General features: G+C 72.6%; 16 protein-coding genes and 1 pseudogene. 8 read left to right on the plus strand and 9 right to left on the minus strand.

The genetic code is table 11. From position 1 onward, the window contains the following. Positions 1-29 precede the first annotated feature (29 nt). The gene (locus tag N5I75_RS08360; protein ID WP_476675857.1) at positions 30-1,520 is read left to right on the plus strand and encodes a glutamate synthase subunit beta; all 1,491 of its coding nucleotides are present in this window, start codon (positions 30-32) and stop codon (positions 1,518-1,520) included. A gap of 506 nt (positions 1,521-2,026) precedes the next feature. On the opposite strand, the gene N5I75_RS08365 is transcribed toward N5I75_RS08360, so the two are convergent. Then, positions 2,027-2,299, minus strand: a complete 273-nt coding sequence (locus N5I75_RS08365; protein ID WP_398197377.1) for a DUF397 domain-containing protein — start codon at positions 2,297-2,299, stop codon at positions 2,027-2,029. Beyond that, the gene (locus N5I75_RS08370; RefSeq protein WP_476675859.1) at positions 2,300-3,169 is read right to left on the minus strand and encodes a helix-turn-helix domain-containing protein; all 870 of its coding nucleotides are present in this window, start codon (positions 3,167-3,169) and stop codon (positions 2,300-2,302) included. Positions 3,170-3,491: 322 nt separating this feature from the next. Here N5I75_RS08370 and N5I75_RS08375 point away from each other — a divergent pair, with 322 nt between their 5' ends. The 3 genes from N5I75_RS08375 to N5I75_RS08385 all read left to right on the plus strand — a co-directional run bounded on the left by N5I75_RS08375 (position 3,492) and on the right by N5I75_RS08385 (position 6,525). Beyond that, the gene (locus N5I75_RS08375) at positions 3,492-3,932 is read left to right on the plus strand and encodes an ATP-binding protein (protein WP_476676974.1); all 441 of its coding nucleotides are present in this window, start codon (positions 3,492-3,494) and stop codon (positions 3,930-3,932) included. An 87-nt stretch (positions 3,933-4,019) separates the two neighbouring features. After that, positions 4,020-4,436, plus strand: a complete 417-nt coding sequence (locus N5I75_RS08380; RefSeq protein ID WP_476676976.1) for a hypothetical protein — start codon at positions 4,020-4,022, stop codon at positions 4,434-4,436. A gap of 85 nt (positions 4,437-4,521) precedes the next feature. Then, positions 4,522-6,525 (plus strand): ABC transporter ATP-binding protein, encoded by a 2,004-nt coding sequence (locus N5I75_RS08385; RefSeq protein WP_476675861.1) that lies wholly within the window; start codon positions 4,522-4,524, stop codon positions 6,523-6,525. On the opposite strand, the gene N5I75_RS08390 is transcribed toward N5I75_RS08385, so the two are convergent. Together N5I75_RS08390 and N5I75_RS08395 are read right to left on the minus strand one after the other, a co-directional pair. After that, on the minus strand, positions 6,446-6,640 hold the full coding sequence (locus N5I75_RS08390) for a hypothetical protein (RefSeq protein WP_476675863.1): 195 nt from the start codon (positions 6,638-6,640) through the stop codon (positions 6,446-6,448). The genes N5I75_RS08385 and N5I75_RS08390 overlap by 80 nt on opposite strands. 202 nt (positions 6,641-6,842) lie before the next feature. Then, a complete protein-coding gene (locus N5I75_RS08395; protein WP_476675865.1) occupies positions 6,843-7,550 on the minus strand; it encodes a DUF899 domain-containing protein in 708 nt (235 codons plus the stop codon). Positions 7,551-8,235: 685 nt separating this feature from the next. On the opposite strand from N5I75_RS08395, the gene N5I75_RS08400 reads away from it, so the two are divergent. After that, positions 8,236-9,186 (plus strand): endonuclease/exonuclease/phosphatase family protein, encoded by a 951-nt coding sequence (locus N5I75_RS08400; RefSeq protein ID WP_476675867.1) that lies wholly within the window; start codon positions 8,236-8,238, stop codon positions 9,184-9,186. 154 nt (positions 9,187-9,340) lie between these two features. Next, positions 9,341-10,174, plus strand: a complete 834-nt coding sequence (locus N5I75_RS08405) for a S1 family peptidase (protein ID WP_476675869.1) — start codon at positions 9,341-9,343, stop codon at positions 10,172-10,174. Between the two features lie 207 nt (positions 10,175-10,381). Here the strand turns inward: N5I75_RS08405 and N5I75_RS08410 are convergent, their stop codons facing one another. Further along, positions 10,382-12,157, minus strand: coding sequence for an FUSC family protein (locus tag N5I75_RS08410; protein ID WP_476676978.1), 1,776 nt, complete (start codon positions 12,155-12,157; stop codon positions 10,382-10,384). 162 nt (positions 12,158-12,319) lie between these two features. On the opposite strand from N5I75_RS08410, the gene N5I75_RS08415 reads away from it, so the two are divergent. After that, complete coding sequence (locus N5I75_RS08415) at positions 12,320-12,865, plus strand: 2'-5' RNA ligase family protein (RefSeq protein WP_476675871.1); 546 nt, start codon at positions 12,320-12,322, stop codon at positions 12,863-12,865. Here N5I75_RS08415 and N5I75_RS08420 read toward each other — a convergent pair. The 4 genes from N5I75_RS08420 to N5I75_RS08435 are packed head-to-tail and all read right to left on the minus strand — an operon-like array spanning position 12,841 to position 14,889. Then, the gene (locus tag N5I75_RS08420; RefSeq protein ID WP_476675873.1) at positions 12,841-13,635 is read right to left on the minus strand and encodes a nucleotidyltransferase domain-containing protein; all 795 of its coding nucleotides are present in this window, start codon (positions 13,633-13,635) and stop codon (positions 12,841-12,843) included. The genes N5I75_RS08415 and N5I75_RS08420 overlap by 25 nt on opposite strands. A 24-nt stretch (positions 13,636-13,659) precedes the next feature. Next, positions 13,660-13,839 carry a DUF397 domain-containing protein gene (locus N5I75_RS08425; RefSeq protein WP_476675875.1) on the minus strand — a complete coding sequence of 60 codons (180 nt, stop codon included), beginning with the start codon at positions 13,837-13,839 and terminating at the stop codon, positions 13,660-13,662. Then, positions 13,832-14,056 carry a DUF397 domain-containing protein gene (locus N5I75_RS08430; protein ID WP_476675877.1) on the minus strand — a complete coding sequence of 75 codons (225 nt, stop codon included), beginning with the start codon at positions 14,054-14,056 and terminating at the stop codon, positions 13,832-13,834. Before N5I75_RS08430 ends, N5I75_RS08425 begins: the two co-directional genes overlap by 8 nt. Further along, on the minus strand, positions 14,053-14,889 hold the full coding sequence (locus N5I75_RS08435; RefSeq protein ID WP_476675879.1) for a helix-turn-helix domain-containing protein: 837 nt from the start codon (positions 14,887-14,889) through the stop codon (positions 14,053-14,055). The genes N5I75_RS08430 and N5I75_RS08435 overlap by 4 nt, the downstream gene beginning before the upstream one ends. Positions 14,890-15,223: 334 nt before the next feature. Here N5I75_RS08435 and N5I75_RS08440 point away from each other — a divergent pair. Continuing rightward, positions 15,224-15,631 (plus strand): annotated as a pseudogene (locus tag N5I75_RS08440) (ATP-binding protein); the annotation flags it as partial. Positions 15,632-15,635: the final 4 nt, after the last annotated feature.

Below are 15,635 nucleotides of genomic sequence, written 5' to 3' on the forward strand. Positions count from 1 at the left end.
CGAAAAGAGCCCTGCGTAGGGAGACGGCCATGGCCGACCCCAAAGGCTTTCTCCGGACGCCCCGCGAGGAGGCACCCCGCCGCCCGGTCGGGGAGCGGGTCCGCGACTGGGACGAGGTGTACGTTCCCGGCGGGCTGCTGCCGGTCATCGGGGCGCAGGCCGACCGGTGCATGGACTGCGGGATCCCGTTCTGCCACGACGCGTGTCCGCTGGGCAATCTGATTCCGGAGTGGAACGAGCTGGTCGGACGGGACGACTGGCGGGCCGCGAGCGAGCGCTTGCACGCCACGAACAACTTCCCCGAGTTCACGGGGCGGCTCTGTCCCGCGCCCTGCGAGGCGGGCTGCGTCCTCGCGATCAACCAGCCCGCGGTGACGATCAAGAACGTGGAGGTGGCCATCGCCGACCGGGCCTGGCAGGACGGGCTCGTCGCCGCGCGCCCGCCGGACCGGCTGAGCGGATGGACGGTCGCCGTCGTCGGCTCGGGCCCCGCCGGGCTGGCGGCGGCGCAGCAGCTGGTCAGGGCCGGGCACACGGTGGCGGTGTACGAGCGGGACGACCGGCCGGGCGGGCTGCTTCGGTACGGGATCCCCGCGTTCAAGATGGAGAAGCGGCACCTTGAGCGCAGGCTGGCGCAGTTGCGGGACGAGGGCGTGCGGTTCCGTACGTCGGTGGAGGCCGGCCGTGACATCACCGCCGACGAGCTGCGGGCCCGCCACGACGCCGTGGTGATCGCCACCGGGGCGACCGCCTGGCGCGACCTCGACGTGCCGGGCCGGGAGCTCGCCGGGATCCATCAGGCGATGGAGTACCTGCCCGCCGCCAACCGGGTCGGCGAGGGCGACCTCGACGTGTCGCCGCTGAGCGCGGCGGGTCGGCACGTCGTCATCGTCGGGGGCGGGGACACCGGCGCCGACTGTCTGGGCACGGCCCTGCGCGAGGGGGCGGCGTCCGTCACGCAGCTGGACATCTACGGCCGGCCCGGTGACGTACGGGACGAGGAGGCCGAGCCCTGGCCGACGTACCCGAAGCTGTACCGGGTGTCGCCCGCGCACGAGGAGGCGGGCGCCCTGCGCACGGCCCCGGCGGCGCACGCGGACGCGCGACTCTTCGCGGCGTCGACCTTGCGGTTCTCGGGGGACGAGCGCGGCCGGGTCCGGGCGCTGCACGTGGTCGAGGTGGACGCGGCGCGCCGCCCTCGCGCGGGTTCCGACCAGGAACTGCCGGCCGACCTGGTGCTGCTCGCACTGGGTTTCACCGGCCCGGAGCGCGAACCGGGCGGGCTGGTGGAGCAGTTGGGGCTCGATATGACGCCGCGGGGCGGCCTGGCCCGTGACGCGGCATTCGGCACGGGCGTCCCGGGTGTCTTCGTGGCCGGGGACGCCGGCCGCGGGGCGTCCCTCGTGGTCTGGGCGATCGCGGAGGGCCGAGCGGCGGCAGCGGCGGTCGACCACTGGCTGACGGGCAAGTCCCGCCTCCCGTCCCCCATCGGGGCGCATGACCGGCCTATGACGGCTTGAGGGGACACCGAGACAGGGGCAGTGAACCACCGTCCGACGAGCAGCCCCGCCTCCCGGCCCCCATCGGGGCGCACGACCGGCCTATGACGGCTTGAGGGAACGCCGGGGCGGGGGCGTGAACCACCGGCCGACGAGCAAGCCCCGCCCACCGGCCCCCATCGGGGCGCATGGCCAGCCCCTAACAACTTGAGGGGACACCGAGACAGGGGCACTGAACCACCGGCCGACGGGCAAGCCCCGCCTCCCGTCCCCGATCGGGGCGCACGACCGGCCTATGACGACCTACGGGGACGCCGGGGCGGTGGGCTGGCAGCTGATGGCACGTCTCGTAATTGGTGCCTAGACGGGGCGCATGGCCGCTCACAGCGGCCCGGGAGAACGCTGGGCGGGGCTTCGAAACACGCAGGCCCGCCTCAGCGGCGCGGTGGGCGGCCGGCTGATGGCGGGCCCGGTACTCGGCGGGTCGGGTGCGCGGTCGCGCCGCGGCGGCGCGGAGAGGCGAGGCCTCAGGACAGCAGGAAGTCCGCCGCCCCCGACTTCGCTCCCTCGATGAACGCGTTGATCTCGCCCGGCGTGTAGATCAGCGCGGGGCCGTCCGGGTCGGAGGACTGGCGGACCGCGACCCGGCCGTCGGCCAGCTTCATGGCTTCGAGGCAGTTGCCCCCGTTGCCGCCGCTCCACGGCTTGTGCCAGCCCTCGGTGCCGAGGTCGCGCGCGGGCATGCCGTTGTAGATCGGCTCCCCGTCGACGCCTCGTATCCGGTCCTTGATCCGGTCCATTCACAGCTCCTTGCGGAGATCGCGGAGGATCTCCTTTGTGCGTTGTGCCGTCGCGGCCTGCGCCGCCATGCGGTCCATGACCTCCAGGTGGGTGGCCACCTCGGGGCGCGCGTCCAGGTAGACGGCGCCGGTCAGGTACTCGCTGTAGACCATGTCCGGCAGTTCTGACATGGCAAATCGGAACAGGACGAAGGGTCCGAACGTGCCCGGGTGGGGGCCGGTGGCGAACTCCGCGACCTGGAGCGTGACGTTGGGCCGCTCCATCACCTGGAGCAGCCGGTCGATCTGTCCGCGCATGACGTCCGCGTCGCCGACGGGGCGGCGCAGCGCCGTCTCGTCCATGACGACCCAGAGCCGGGGCGCGTCCTCCCGGGTGAGCAGGTTCTGGCGCTGCATGCGCAGGGCGACATGGCGCTCGACGAGGTCGGGGTCGTCGGCGAGGGCCCGCCCTATCGCGCCGGATCTGAGCACCCCGCGCGCGTAGTCCTCGGTCTGCAGCAGGCCGGGCACGAAGTGCGGCTCGTAGGACCTGATGAGCGCGGCGGCACCCTCCAGGCTGACGTACATGGAGAACCAGCCGGGCAGGATGTCGTGGAACCGCTGCCACCAGCCGGGCTTGTTGGCCTCCTCGGCGAGCTGCACGAACGCCTCGGCCTCGGCGTCGGTCACGCCGTAGGACTTCAGGAGGAGCTGGAGGTAGGGGATCTTGAGCCCGACTTCCGCGGTCTCCATGCGCCGCACGGTCGCGGCGGTCACTCGGAGTACTTTCGCGGCCTCTTCGCGCTTGAGTCCGGCGTTCTCGCGAAGGTCCTGGAGGCGTCGGCCCAGAACGACCTGGCCGACCGTCGGCGCGGACCGCGGTTCGCTCACGCCCGTTACCTCCCAGTAGTCAAGTCTCCGAACCGCAGCCGCGGCGGAAAGGCCCGGCGAGGTCGTTCACCGGCGGTTTCCCCGCGGCACACCCGCTGTGGGCGCCGCGCGACGAGCTGTCTGGAGCAGTGTGCCATGTCCCTTCGGCGCGGCACACTGCACTCTGCACTTTTCAGAGTGGCTCTTGCCAAGTGTTCACGACGGGGAGATAGTGGCAAACGTGATTCCGTCCGCGCCTTTAGGAACAGAAGCCGGCGAGGCTACGCTGAGTGACCGTCCGGGCACCCCCCAGGGGCCCGCGACCCGGCGCAGCAGCTTCGAACTGGCTCCCCACCCGGGCTCCGCCGCACAGGCCCGGCGCATGACACGTGCCCACCTCACGGGATGGGGGGCGTGCGAGGACACCTGTGACGCCGCGGCGCTCGTCGTCTCCGAGCTGGTCACGAACGCGATCGTGCACACCGCCAGCAGACGCATCCACTGTGAACTGCACGAACTGCGCGACGACGCCGGTGAACGGGTGCGGATAGCCGTGCGGGACGAGGGCTGCATACCCGACGACCCACGGACCGGCGGCCGTATCGCCCCCGAGGAGGAGCACGGCCGGGGACTGCTGCTCGTGGCCGCCGTCTCCACGGCGTGGGGCGCCCAGGAGACCGGCCCCGGACTGCTCGTCTGGGCGGAGCTCCCCCGGGACGCGCGGGCCGCGACCGGCCCGGTGCCCGCGGCGGACGCCATCGGCGGCGCCGGCTGGGCCTGGTGAGCGAGGCCCGCCCTTGACCACGGCGGGCTCGGAACGACGAAGTGCGAGGCGGGAACGGATGGGCGTGGCGTGGTGACGACGCGGACGATGCAGCTGGATTCGCTGGTCGGGCTCGCCCGGCGACGGCGTGACCCCCGCCCGGACCGGACGATACGGCTCAGCGTGCCGGACGGCATGACCGTCCCCCTCGGCTGCGACGCGGTCGCGGTGCCCGAGGCGTGCGGCCGCGCGATGACGCGGCGGCTGCCGCGCATGGGGTGCGTGTACGCCGACGAGGCGCACTGGTGGTGGCTGGTCCCCTCGGACTCGGACGTGGCCCTGGAGTGGCCCGCGCCCGCGCGCTACACCGCGGGCATCCTCGTGCCGGACGCGGGGCGCGCCCCCGACCTCATCCACTGCCCCGACAGCTCGGTGCCGTACACCCCGCCCATCCCCCTGTACCTGGCGCTGTGCCGGGTGACCGGAACGACGCCTTCCTGGTCCCGCCCCCTCAGCGCGTCCTGACTACGCCGCCCCGTTCCGCGTAGAGGACACCAAAGCCGGGGAGGATGTCGCCGGTGGCGGACTCGCACGGGGACGGGGTGGTCCGATGGCCAGGAAGAGGCCGGGCACCGGGCCGGAGCTGGACACACCGGTGACATCGGAGTCGGAGGAGCTGCTGTTCGGCGGCCCCCTGCGGTACGACATGGGCTGGTCGGCGCATGACGACGCCTTCCTCCAGCTGACCTTCAGGTCGATGCTGACGCGGCTGCCCGCGCTGCTCGCCTCCAGTTTCCGGCTCGCCCGCGACGCGGACCGGCGCGCGGCGGCCGTCGTCCTCGCCGCCGAGTCCGGCCGGGGCGTCGCGCAGGCGGTGAGCCTGCTCGCCGTCAACAGCGTGCTCGCGCGGCTCGTCGCGGGCGGCACGATGGCGGAGCGGCTGCGCGGCGCCGCTCCCGCGCTGATCGCCATGGCCTCCGTGCTCCTGATCGCGGCGCTGCTGCGCGCGGCGTCGACGTACGCGACCGGCCGTCTCGAACCCAAGGTCGAACGGCTCGCCACCGAGCGGTATCTGGAGCGGGCGGCGGCCGTGGAGCTGGCGGCGATCGAGGACGACGCGTTCCACAAGCTGCTCGACAGCGCGCAGTACGGGGCGCAGTCCGCGCGCCGGATGATCACCATCGCGACCCGCGTGGTGAACGCGCTGATCTCGCTGATCGCGGCGGCGAGCGTGCTCGCGGTGCTGCATCCGTTGCTGCTGCCGCTCCTCGTGACGATGGTGCTGCCGAGTGCGTGGGGCGCCCTGACGATCGCGCGGCGCCGCTACCGCTCGTTCCATGTGTGGGTGCAGCACGTCCGGGCGGGACGGCTGATCAGCGGCCTGCTCATCGACACGGCGGCGGCGCCGGAGATCCGGGTGCACGGCGTGGGCCCGTTCCTGCTGCGCCACTTCCGCTCGATGTCGCAGACGCAGGAGGCCGAACAGGAGCGGCTCGCCGGGCTCGCGGCGCGCACCGGCCTGGTCGCCGCCGCGTGGACGGGGATCGCGACGACGGCGACGTACGCGATGCTCGGGCTGCTCCTCCTGACCGGCGCGATGGCCCTGTCGGTGGCGGGTACGGCGGTCATCGCGATCCGCACCGGCTCGCAGAGCCTCGACACGCTCGTCCTGGAGCTCAACTCCCTGCACGAGGACGCTCTGTACGTCGGCGACCTCAAACGCCTCTACGTGGAGGCGGCGCGGCGCGCGATCCCGACGGGCGGGGCGCGACTCCCCCGCGAGCCGCGGGAGATCAGCTTCGAGCACGTCACGTTCACCTATCCGGGCAGCGCCGCGCGTCCCGCGCTCGACGACGTGACGCTGACCGTGCCGACCGGCCGCATCGTCGCGCTCGTCGGCGAGAACGGGTCGGGCAAGACGACGCTGGTCAAGCTGCTCGCCGGGCTCTACGCACCGCAGAAGGGGCGCATCCTGTGGGACGGCGTCGACGCGGCGGGCGCCGACCGGGCGCAGCTCGCCGAGCGGGTCGCGATGGTGGCGCAGGACTTCAAGCGCTGGCCGTTCACGGCGCGCGTCAATGTCGGCATCGGCCGCGCCGCGTTCGAGCCGACCGAGGAACGGATCGGCGACGCGGTCGCGCAGGCGGGCGCGGGCGAGGTCGTACGGGATCTGCCGCGCGGCATCGACACGCTGCTCGCGCGCGCGTTCAGCGGCGGGCACGAGCTGTCGGGCGGCCAGTGGCAGCGGCTCGGCATCGCGCGCGCCGCGTACCGCCGGGGCCGCATCCTCATCGTGGACGAGCCGACGGCGGCGCTCGACGCACGCGCGGAACTGGAGGTGTTCGAGAAGATCCGGTCCCTCGCGGGCACCGGCCAGACGGTCATCCTGATCACGCACCGGCTCGCGTCGGTCCGCCACGCCGACCTCGTCCACGTCCTGGACCAGGGCCGGCTCGTCGAATCGGGCTCGCCCGAGGAGTTGCTGGCCGCGGGCGGGGTCTACGCCGAGCTGTACGGGCTCCAGGCGGACCAGTTCAGCCGACGGGCTCCGGAACCGCCTCCGCCTCCGCCGCCCGCACGATCACCAGGAACGCGTCCGTCGCCAGGTCCATGACCACCTCGGCCGGCTGGCCCTCCAGGCGGCGCAGGTTCGCGAACTCCTCGGCGGGCCAGGAGCCGCGGGGTCCGCCGGCCGGGAATCGTCGCAGTACCACTCGTCCGTTGATCATCGTTCTTCCTTGCCCCCGTGATCGTGCCGATGTGCACGGCGCCGGAACGTTCCGACGCCTCATGGGGGAGAACGCTGACAGGGCGGGTCCGGACTCGCAACGTGACGAGAATGACACCTTCTCGGTACGGGGTTGGGCCGGATGGAGGCGGATTCGTGACAGGCGGATCGGGCCGGGTCCTGGGGCCGGGCTCGGTTCCGGCTCAGTCGTCGTACTCGTCGTGGTAGCGGACCCCCGCGCTGCCCGCGGGCGCGCCGAGGGCGGAGGCGCGGCCGGCCGGTTTCTCCCACTCCTCCTGGCGCCCGAGGGCGGTGAGGTCGAGGAGGTTCGAGGTGAAGCCGAGGTGGTCGAGGCCGCGGTCGAACGCCGAGTAGGTGTGGAAGACCCGCTCCCCTTCCCGCAGGAAGCAGCTGATCGCGGGCCGCTCCTGGGGTCCGTCCCCGTTTCCATCCCGGTCCTCGTTCTCGACGGTGGCGCCGAAGTCCTGGTTGAAGTCGCTCAGGTGCGACGAGTACCAGGGCACGGTCCACCCCATCCGGGCCTTGAACGGCAGGATCTTCGTGAACGGCGCGCGCGAGACGGCGGCGAACGCGGTTCCCCGGGCCCGCAGATGCGCCAGATGGCCGATCTGGTCGAGGAACCCCGAGCAGCTGCGGCACCCCGCGTCCCACTCGGGCGCGAACATGAAGTGGTAGACCACGAGCTGGGCCCGCCCCTCGAAGAGGTCGAGCAACTCCGCCTTGCCGTCCGCCCCTTCGAACAGGTAGGTCCGGTCGACCTCGACCATGGGCAGCTCGCGCCGCCTGGCGTTCAACGCGTCCCGCGCGCGCGTCGCCGCCTTCTCCAGCACAAGCAACTCCTCCCGCGCCACACGCCACTCCTCCCGCGTGACCACTTCGGGCAGCCCCATGATCCCTCCTCGGGTCGGATCTCGAACCGGGCCCTTCGGGAGGGGGACTGGGGGCGGGGGCGGAACTCATCGGTCCTGGGGGAGTTTTTTTCTGGGGCGGACGTGATCGGGGCCGGGGCGCGGCGCACTTGGGGCCGGGGTCGGAGCGCGGCCGGTCTTGACCGGAGCCGGGTGCGGCCGGGGCCGGGGCACGGCCAGGGCCGGGACGCGGCCAGGGCCAGGTGCGGCCAGGGCCGGGACGCGATCGTGGCCAGGCTCGGCCAGGGCCGGGTGCGGCCAGGGCTGGGGCACGGCCAGGGCCAGGACACGACCGGGGCCGGAACGCGGCCAAAGCCAAGACGCGATTGTGGCCGGGCTTGACCGGGACGCGACCGGGGGCGGAGCGGGCCAGGCCGGGCTCGGCCAGGGCCGGGACACGTCCGAGGCCGGTGCGCACTCGGGGTCGGTGTGCGGCCGGAGTCGGGGTCGGAGTCGTAGCGCGGTCCGGGCCATGGCTTGGGCGCGTCCCGCCGGGCTGTGGTCGGTCCTTCGTACGTCAGTACGTCCGGCGGACCACCGGTCCGTCCTGCGTCCCGCCCACCCCGACCGCGCATCGGGGCCGCCCCCTGTTCCCCCGGCGGGACCACTGACACGCTGGCGGACCCCGGCCCCGCCCGGGCCGGATCGTCCGAGGATGGAGTGCGCCATGCTCGTCGGCACCTGGAACCTGGAGAACCTCTACCGGCCCGGAGGACCGTTCGGGCCCCGCGACAAGGCCGCGTACGACGCGAAACTCGCTTCGCTCGCCACCACCGTCAACCTGCTGCGCCCCACACTGCTCGGGCTCCAGGAGGTGGGCGACCCGCAGGCGCTCAACGACCTCGTGGAGCTGCTCGACGGCCGGTACACGGCCACCCTCTCGCGCTTCCCCGACGAGCGCGGCATCCGGGTCGGCTTCCTCAGCGACCTGCCGGTGAACGTCGTCGCCGACACCGCCGCGCTCCCCGACGGCCTGCGTCCGGTGCAGGTCGACGACAGCGGCCGGACGACGGACCGGGCGGGCCGGGGCGTCCTCGTCGTCGAGTTCTCGACGCGGGTGACCTGGCTGACCGCCGCCGTCTGCCACCTCAAGTCGAAGCTGCTCAGCTACCCCGGCGGCCGGTTCGCACCGCACAACGAGGGCGAGCGCGCCCGCTACGCGACGTACGCCCTGCACCGCCGCGCGGCGGAGGCCGCGGCCGTACGCGTCCTCGCCGACACGCTGATCGGCGACGACGGCCGCCGCGCCCGCGTCGCCGTCCTCGGCGACTTCAACGACGAGGTCGGCGCCGCCACCACCCAGATCCTCCAGGGCCCGCCCGGCTCCGAGATCGGCACACCGGGGTTCGAACGCCCGGACCGCGGCGACGCCAAACGCCTCTGGAACATCGCGCCCCTCATCCCCGAGGACCAGCGCTACTCACGCGTCCAGGCGGGCCGCCGCGAACTGATCGACCACGTCTTCGTGACCCGGGACATGATCGACCGCATCACGCACGCGGGTACGGGCCTGCCGCACGACGCGGCGCAGTTGCCCTCGGTCGGCGAGGACCCGGACGCGCGCCGGGACGCGCCGGGCTCGGACCACGCGCCGGTGTGGATCGTGCTGACGAGGTGAAACCTCCGCCGCCACCCGTTCGCTGAGAAGGCACTGTTGTCCGCTGAGCCTCACGCCCCCACAATGCTCATGCGCGTCATCGCAATGCTCATGCCAAAACTGGCGCACGCCCCACCCGGTGCACCACCCTCAGCACGGGAGAGGAACCCCCCACATGAAGAAGACACTGCTCGGCGCGGTTGCCGGCGTTGTGCTCTGCGCGGCGTCAGCCGTACCGGCCGCGGCCCACGCGGCGCCGGAGGCGCCCAGAGCCCAGGCGGTCTCCTTCGCCGGAACCGTCGCGCTCAGCAACTGCTCCGGCTCCGTCGTCCGCGTCCCCAACTCCAAGGCCACCGACCCGGCGCTGGTCATGTCCAACGGCCACTGCCTGGAGACCGGCTTCCCCGGCCCCGGCGAGGTGCTCGTCAACCGCGCCTCCAGCCGCACCTTCAGCCTCCTCAACGCGGCCGGCAGCAAGGTCGCGACGCTGCGCGCGAGCAAGATCGCGTACGGCACGATGACCGACACGGACGTCTCCCTCTACCAGCTCACCAGCACCTATCAGAGCATCGAGAACTCGTACGGCATCAAGGCCCTGGAACTCTCGGCCGCGCACCCCGTCACGGGCACGGCGATCAGCGTGGTCTCCGGCTACTGGAAGCGGACCTACAACTGCGCGATCGACGGTTTCGCCTACCGCCTGAAGGAGGGCGAGTGGACCTGGAAGGACTCGGTCCGCTACACCTCCGCCTGCCAGACCATCGGCGGCACCTCCGGCTCCCCGGTCCTCGACCAGGCGACGGGCAAGGTCGTCGCGGTCAACAACACCGGTAACGAGGACGGTGGCCGCTGCACCGACAACAACCCGTGCGAGGTGAACGAGGCGGGCCAGGTGACGGTCCGCCAGGGCATCAACTACGCGCAGCAGACGTACGGAATCGTCCCGTGCGTCACCACAGGCAACCAGATCAACCTGTCAGCCGCAGGCTGCACCCTCCCGAAGCCCTAGCGGCTTCGCCTGGCGGGGCACAGGACACCCTGCGCCCCGCCAGGCACACGGGACACCCTGCGCCCTGCCAGGGGCGCGGGGAACGGCGCGCCCAGCCACGACGCCGCGCCACCGGACGGCAAACCGTCACCCCCTCAGGGGCGCGGGGAACTGCGCGACCAGCCACGACGGCGCAGCAGTCGGCACACCACCGCACGCCGCCCGGCGCTACGCCGCCAACTCGGCCTCAGCCAACAGCCCGCTGATCCGCTCCGCGTCCCGCACCGACACCCCGCCCATCTCATCCCCCCGAACCGCACAAGCCGTAGCCGCGTCAACCAACCGCTCAAGCACCACGGTGACCCGCCGCGACCCATCCGAGTGCCGCGCCAGCACAGGCAACTCCGCCGCGGCCAGCTCAACCGCCGCAGCCGCCTCCGCGAGCGCCCGATACGCCTCCCGCCGCAACACCCACCGCCCGACCCGGTCCGCCCCCGTGTCCTCGCTCAGCACATGCGTCACATACGAATGCGCCGCCTCCCGCGCGACAGCGACCCGCATCCGCACACCGCCCCCGTGATGCGCGCCGGGCCACGGCAGATGACCGGCGACGAGTACGAGGGCGCAGGCGAGCAGCGTCTCGTAGACCCGGCTCCACGACGCCTGGGGCTCCCCGCCGACCATGACCAGGGCCAGTACGAGCACGGTGATCACGGCGGTCTGCGCGGCGAAGTGCCGCAGCGAGACGGGGATCAGCGCCCCGGCCACGGCCACGAGCGCGACCAGGCCGAAGGGGCGCGGCAGCACCATGGCGAGCCCGGCGAAGAGCAGCGCCCCCGCCACGGTCCCGGCCGCCCGGCACAGCACGCGCGAGGCCAGCGGCCCGAGATCGGGCTTGACGAGGAAGACGGCGGTGACGGGCAGCCAGTACCAGTGCACGGGCTGCAGGGCCTGGGCGACGGCGGCGCCGGCCCCGTACGACAGTCCGACCCGGACCCCGTACTCACGTCCGGCGGGCCCGGTCATCCTGCGCAGCACGGCGCCCGGGGTGGCACGGCGCCGGGTCGCGACCCCGTCCCCGTTCCCCCGGTCGAACACCTCGGCGGCCCGCAGCAGCGCGTCGTCGAGCGCCCGCAGCCCCGCCCCGGTCCGCGCCGGCGCGGGCAACGCCCCGACCGGCGCCCCGGACCGCACGGCGGCGGCAAGCCGTGCGGGGCCCGCCGCCGCCCGCGCCGGAACGGGCGCCCCGGCCCAGGCCAGCGCGGTGGCCGCCTCGGCGAGCGGCAGCGCGGCCCCGAGCTGCGCCCGCAGCCGCCGCGTGCCGGGCGACCGCCCACGCAGGGCGTCCTGCGCCTGGTCGAGCGCGGCGGTCAGCGCGACACGACGAGCACGGGCCTCGTCCCCACCGGCAGCGAGCAACAACCCAGCTACGGCGTCGTACACGGCGGCAACAGCGGCGCGCTCACCGTCGTACAGGTAACCGAGCCGCTGCCCGCGCACGGGCGACGGCAGCACAACCCGCAACGCGATCAGCCAACCGGCACCGCACAAGAACAACGCGGCCCGCTGCCACCCGCTCTCCGGCAACGGCATTCCCGCGCTCATGGCGGCGGTCACAAGGAGCTGCGTCACGGCGGCGGACGCGACGGGCCCGACGGCGCTGGCCGCCCCGCCCACCAGGCCGAGCCCGACGAACGCCCCGACGATCACCCACCCGCTCCCGGCGAGCCACCCGCCGAGCACCATCCCGAGCGCCCCCGCGAGCGCGGGCCCGCCGAGCCGGGTGAGGGCGGCGCGCCGGGTGCCCGGCCGGTCGATGTTCCCGGCGAGCATGGCGCCGAGGGCGAGCAGCACCCCGCTGGACGCCCGCCCGGCGAGCACCCCGACAAGGAGCAGCGGCCCGGCGGCGAGCGCCCCGCGCACGACGGCCGGCCACGGCACGGGCGCGCGCTGGGCACGCAGGGCATGGCCGAGCCAGGGCGGAAGGGTGTGCGGGCGGATCATGAGGATGCGCAGGCTCCTGTCGTACGAGGACGCGGTGGCGCCGGACGACATCGGCCAGCCTGAAACTGGAACGGCCACTGGAACTGGAATCAGTTCCTCAACGGTACTGGATGGTGTGTGAGGTGCGGAAACGTCCAAGTTTCCGCAATGTGACACTTGGCTGTGCCCGAGAATGCTGTGCCCGAGAACACCACGCCGGACGACGGCTGGCCCGACGCGCCGGGCGACACTGCCCTGACGATCCACGTCCCGGAGGCGGACGCGCTGGTCCGCACGGGTGCGCGTGCCCACGTGACGGTGCTGTACCCGTTCCTGCCGGTGACGAGCATCACGCCCGACACGGAGGCGGCGCTGAAGTCCGTGTTCGCGGTCACGCCACCCTTCACGTGCATGTTCGCCGAGGTCCGCCGCTGGCCGGGCGTCCTGTACCTGCACCCGTCCCCGTCGGACCCGTTCCGCACCCTGCTGAAAGCGCTGCGCGAGCGCTGGCCGGAAACGCTCCCCTACCGGGGCGTCTTCGGCGACGAGGGCCTGGACCCGCACCTGACGCTGGCGAGCGGCGCGGGCACGGACGCCGTCCCGGCGGACACGTTCACGCAGGCCCTCCCCCTGCACGCGAAGATCAGCTCGGTCCGCCTGATCGTGACGGACGGCCCGGGCACGGGCTGGCGGGACGCGGCGGACTACCCGCTGACGGGACCCTGCTGACGGGCGGCGCGCACGGCGCCGCCGAGCAGTTCCCGAGCCCCGTCGACGATGTCACCGAGCCCCACTGAACCGTCGGCGAGCAGCTCATCGACGGCCCGCAGCCCGGCCCGCGCCAGCAACCGCTTCTCGTTGGTCACCCACTCCCCGCGCGCGGCGAGCACGGCGTGTCCTGCCTGCGCGGCGGCGACGGCGACAGCGCCGACGACCTCGGTACGCCCGCCGAGCGGCACGTTGCCCGTCCGGGCGTAGTGCAGGGTGATCTCGGCGCGGCCCCACCACTCCTCGGGCGCGGTCTTCCGCAGGGCGGCCGGATAGCGCTCGACCCGGGGCGCCTCACCGCGCAGCACCCGATTGACGGCCAGCTCGGCGACGACGAGGTACGACGGAATCCCGGCGAGGTGGAACATCAGGGGTTCCCAGTGCCACCGCCCGGCCTCGGCCTCGGCCAGCTCGTGTTCGACGCTGTCGAGATCCCGGTAGTGCACGTCCACGCGCCGCCCGTCGACATCCAGCCAGGCCCCACCGTTGAACACGCCTCCGCCCCAGCCCCCGATCTCGGAGACCTCGCCCTCCCAGCCCAGGTCACGCAGGTGCCGTGGCGCGAAGAGCCCCTCGCTCCCGCGGTAGTAGACAGCGGTGTCCCAGTCGCTGGCGTCGGTGTGCGTGCCCTGCGCCCGCGACCCGCCGAGGCTGACGGCGCGGACGCCGGGCAGTGCGGCGAGCCTGTCGGCAAGGTGGTCGAGGAAGGCGCCGTCGGTGAGTCCGGTCATGTCGGCACGGTAGGCCTGCCGGGCTCAGCCGCGCGCGGCGAATTCCACGAACGCGGCCCACGCCGACGGCGCGACGTCCATCATGGCGCGGCCCCGGTCCTTGGTATCCCGCACGTGAACCATCGCGGCACCAGCGGCAACCTCAACGCATTCGCCACCGGCACCACTGCTGTAGCTGCTCCTGAACCACGCCAGTTCAGCCACGCCCGGCACCACCCTCTCGCACCGCGAACCCCACGAACGCGGCCCACGCCGACGGCGCGACGTCCAGGGTGGAGCGGCCCCGGTCCTTGGTGTCACGTACGTGGACCATCGCGGCACCGGCAGCGACCTCAACGCATTCGCCGCCCTCACCGCTGCTGTAGCTGCTCTTGAACCACGCCAGTCCAGCCACGTCCGGCATCGTCTGTTCGACGTTCATGTCTCTCCCAGCAACCGCTCCACGAGGGCCAGCGACTCACTCGGCGTGAGCGCCTGAGCCCTGAGGATTCCATACTGCTCCTCGAACTCACGGACCGAACTCCGCTCCGTGAAGAGACGACTCTCCTTGTGCACCTCTACGTAGGCGATTCTGCGCGCCTCTCTGGTCTCGATCAGGGTGAACGGCCCGCCCAGAGCGGCATGTTCCTTCTGGCTCAGCGGCATCACCTGGATCTCGACGTTACGACGCTGTCCGCACAAGAGGAGTTGTTCCAGTTGGCCCCGCATTACCTGCTCGCCCCCGATAGAGCTGCGGATAACGGCTTCCCAGATCACGAAGCTGATGGTGGGCATCGGCCTGCTGGAGAAGATCTTCTGCCGTCCCATACGAGCAGCGACTCGCTGAGCGACGGTGTTCTCGTCCAGCAGAGGGCGCCGCATCCTGAACACGGCCTCCGCGTATTCCTCCGTCTGCAACAACCCAGGAATCGCCATCGTTGCAAAGACGTGCAGCTCAACGGCCCTGGCCTCAAACTTCGCCGCCCCCCTGAAGAACGCCGGATACTGTGCCCGCTCAACCTCCTCCGCCCGCTCCCAAAGCACCCCATGCGCCTCCAGCACGTCATCGACCTGCTCGATGAACCGTCCCGGAGCAATCCGTCGCCCCTGCTCAAAGCTGGCGATGGTCGCCGCGGAGTACCCGGTCCGCGCACCGACCTCCGCCCGGCTCAGCCCCTTCCACTCGCGGAACCTCTTCAACTGCCGCCCGAAGGACAACAGCACCCCGCTGACGTCCTCACCGCCGACTTCCCCGTCACCCACGTCCACGTCCACACCGGCCCCTTTCTAGGTCGCCCTCCCCGGAACAACTCCCCGTCCCCGTGCTCCGGTCACGCCGCAACCCGCGTACAACGGATCCCCCAACGCGTACAGAAACCGCTCGTCAGCGCACCGCTCACCCCACCACGCTAGGCACGCCACGCCCACCGGCCCACACAAAGCGCGCAACTCCCCAAGACCGGCATATTCGTCAACGCACCACACCCGAACGGCAGTTCAAGCCGCACTCCCGCAACCACGTACAACAGGGCCCCTGACCACGTACAACAACAACCGGTCCTCCCCTGGCCCCTGGCAGCCACACCCGCCCTCCACAACGCTCACTGCCATGCACCACGCAACCCATGAGACCCGGTTCGCCCTGCGCTTCACCTCGACGCCGCGCGGCGCCCGCCTGGCCCGCCGTCTCGTCTCGCACCGCTTGAACGAATGGGGACACCCCTATGCGAGTCCCCTCAACGAGACCCTGACCCTGATCACGGCGGAGCTGACCGCGAACGCCGTGCGCCACGGTCACGTCCCGGGCCGCGACTTCCTGCTCAGCCTGACCCGGACTCCGCAGGGCACCTACCGCGTCGAGGTCTCCGACACCCGGGGCGAACGCGTCCCCGCCCCGGCCCCGCGCCACGCCGACCCGGACGACGAGACAGGCCGCGGCCTCCTCCTCGTAGCAGCACTCGCGGACGACTGGGGCTGCGTCCCCCGCCGGGATGCCCCCGGCAAAACGGTTTGGGCCACAA

The organism is Streptomyces sp. R818 (genome assembly GCF_056172735.1).

What these genes read in the sequence shown, in the direction of transcription:
- N5I75_RS08380 (WP_476676976.1), top strand. Translation starts at nt 4,020, where the DNA reads ATGCAGCTGGATTCGCTGGTCGGGCTCGCCCGGCGACGGCGTGACCCC.
- N5I75_RS08390 (WP_476675863.1), bottom strand. Translation starts at nt 6,640, where the DNA reads ATGATCAACGGACGAGTGGTACTGCGACGATTCCCGGCCGGCGGACCC.
- N5I75_RS08395 (WP_476675865.1), bottom strand. Translation starts at nt 7,550, where the DNA reads ATGGGGCTGCCCGAAGTGGTCACGCGGGAGGAGTGGCGTGTGGCGCGG.
- N5I75_RS08360 (WP_476675857.1), top strand. Translation starts at nt 30, where the DNA reads ATGGCCGACCCCAAAGGCTTTCTCCGGACGCCCCGCGAGGAGGCACCC.
- N5I75_RS08365 (WP_398197377.1), bottom strand. Translation starts at nt 2,299, where the DNA reads ATGGACCGGATCAAGGACCGGATACGAGGCGTCGACGGGGAGCCGATC.
- N5I75_RS08420 (WP_476675873.1), bottom strand. Translation starts at nt 13,635, where the DNA reads ATGACCGGACTCACCGACGGCGCCTTCCTCGACCACCTTGCCGACAGG.
- N5I75_RS08400 (WP_476675867.1), top strand. Translation starts at nt 8,236, where the DNA reads ATGCTCGTCGGCACCTGGAACCTGGAGAACCTCTACCGGCCCGGAGGA.
- N5I75_RS08430 (WP_476675877.1), bottom strand. Translation starts at nt 14,056, where the DNA reads ATGAACGTCGAACAGACGATGCCGGACGTGGCTGGACTGGCGTGGTTC.
- N5I75_RS08385 (WP_476675861.1), top strand. Translation starts at nt 4,522, where the DNA reads ATGGCCAGGAAGAGGCCGGGCACCGGGCCGGAGCTGGACACACCGGTG.
- N5I75_RS08405 (WP_476675869.1), top strand. Translation starts at nt 9,341, where the DNA reads ATGAAGAAGACACTGCTCGGCGCGGTTGCCGGCGTTGTGCTCTGCGCG.
- N5I75_RS08410 (WP_476676978.1), bottom strand. Translation starts at nt 12,157, where the DNA reads ATGATCCGCCCGCACACCCTTCCGCCCTGGCTCGGCCATGCCCTGCGT.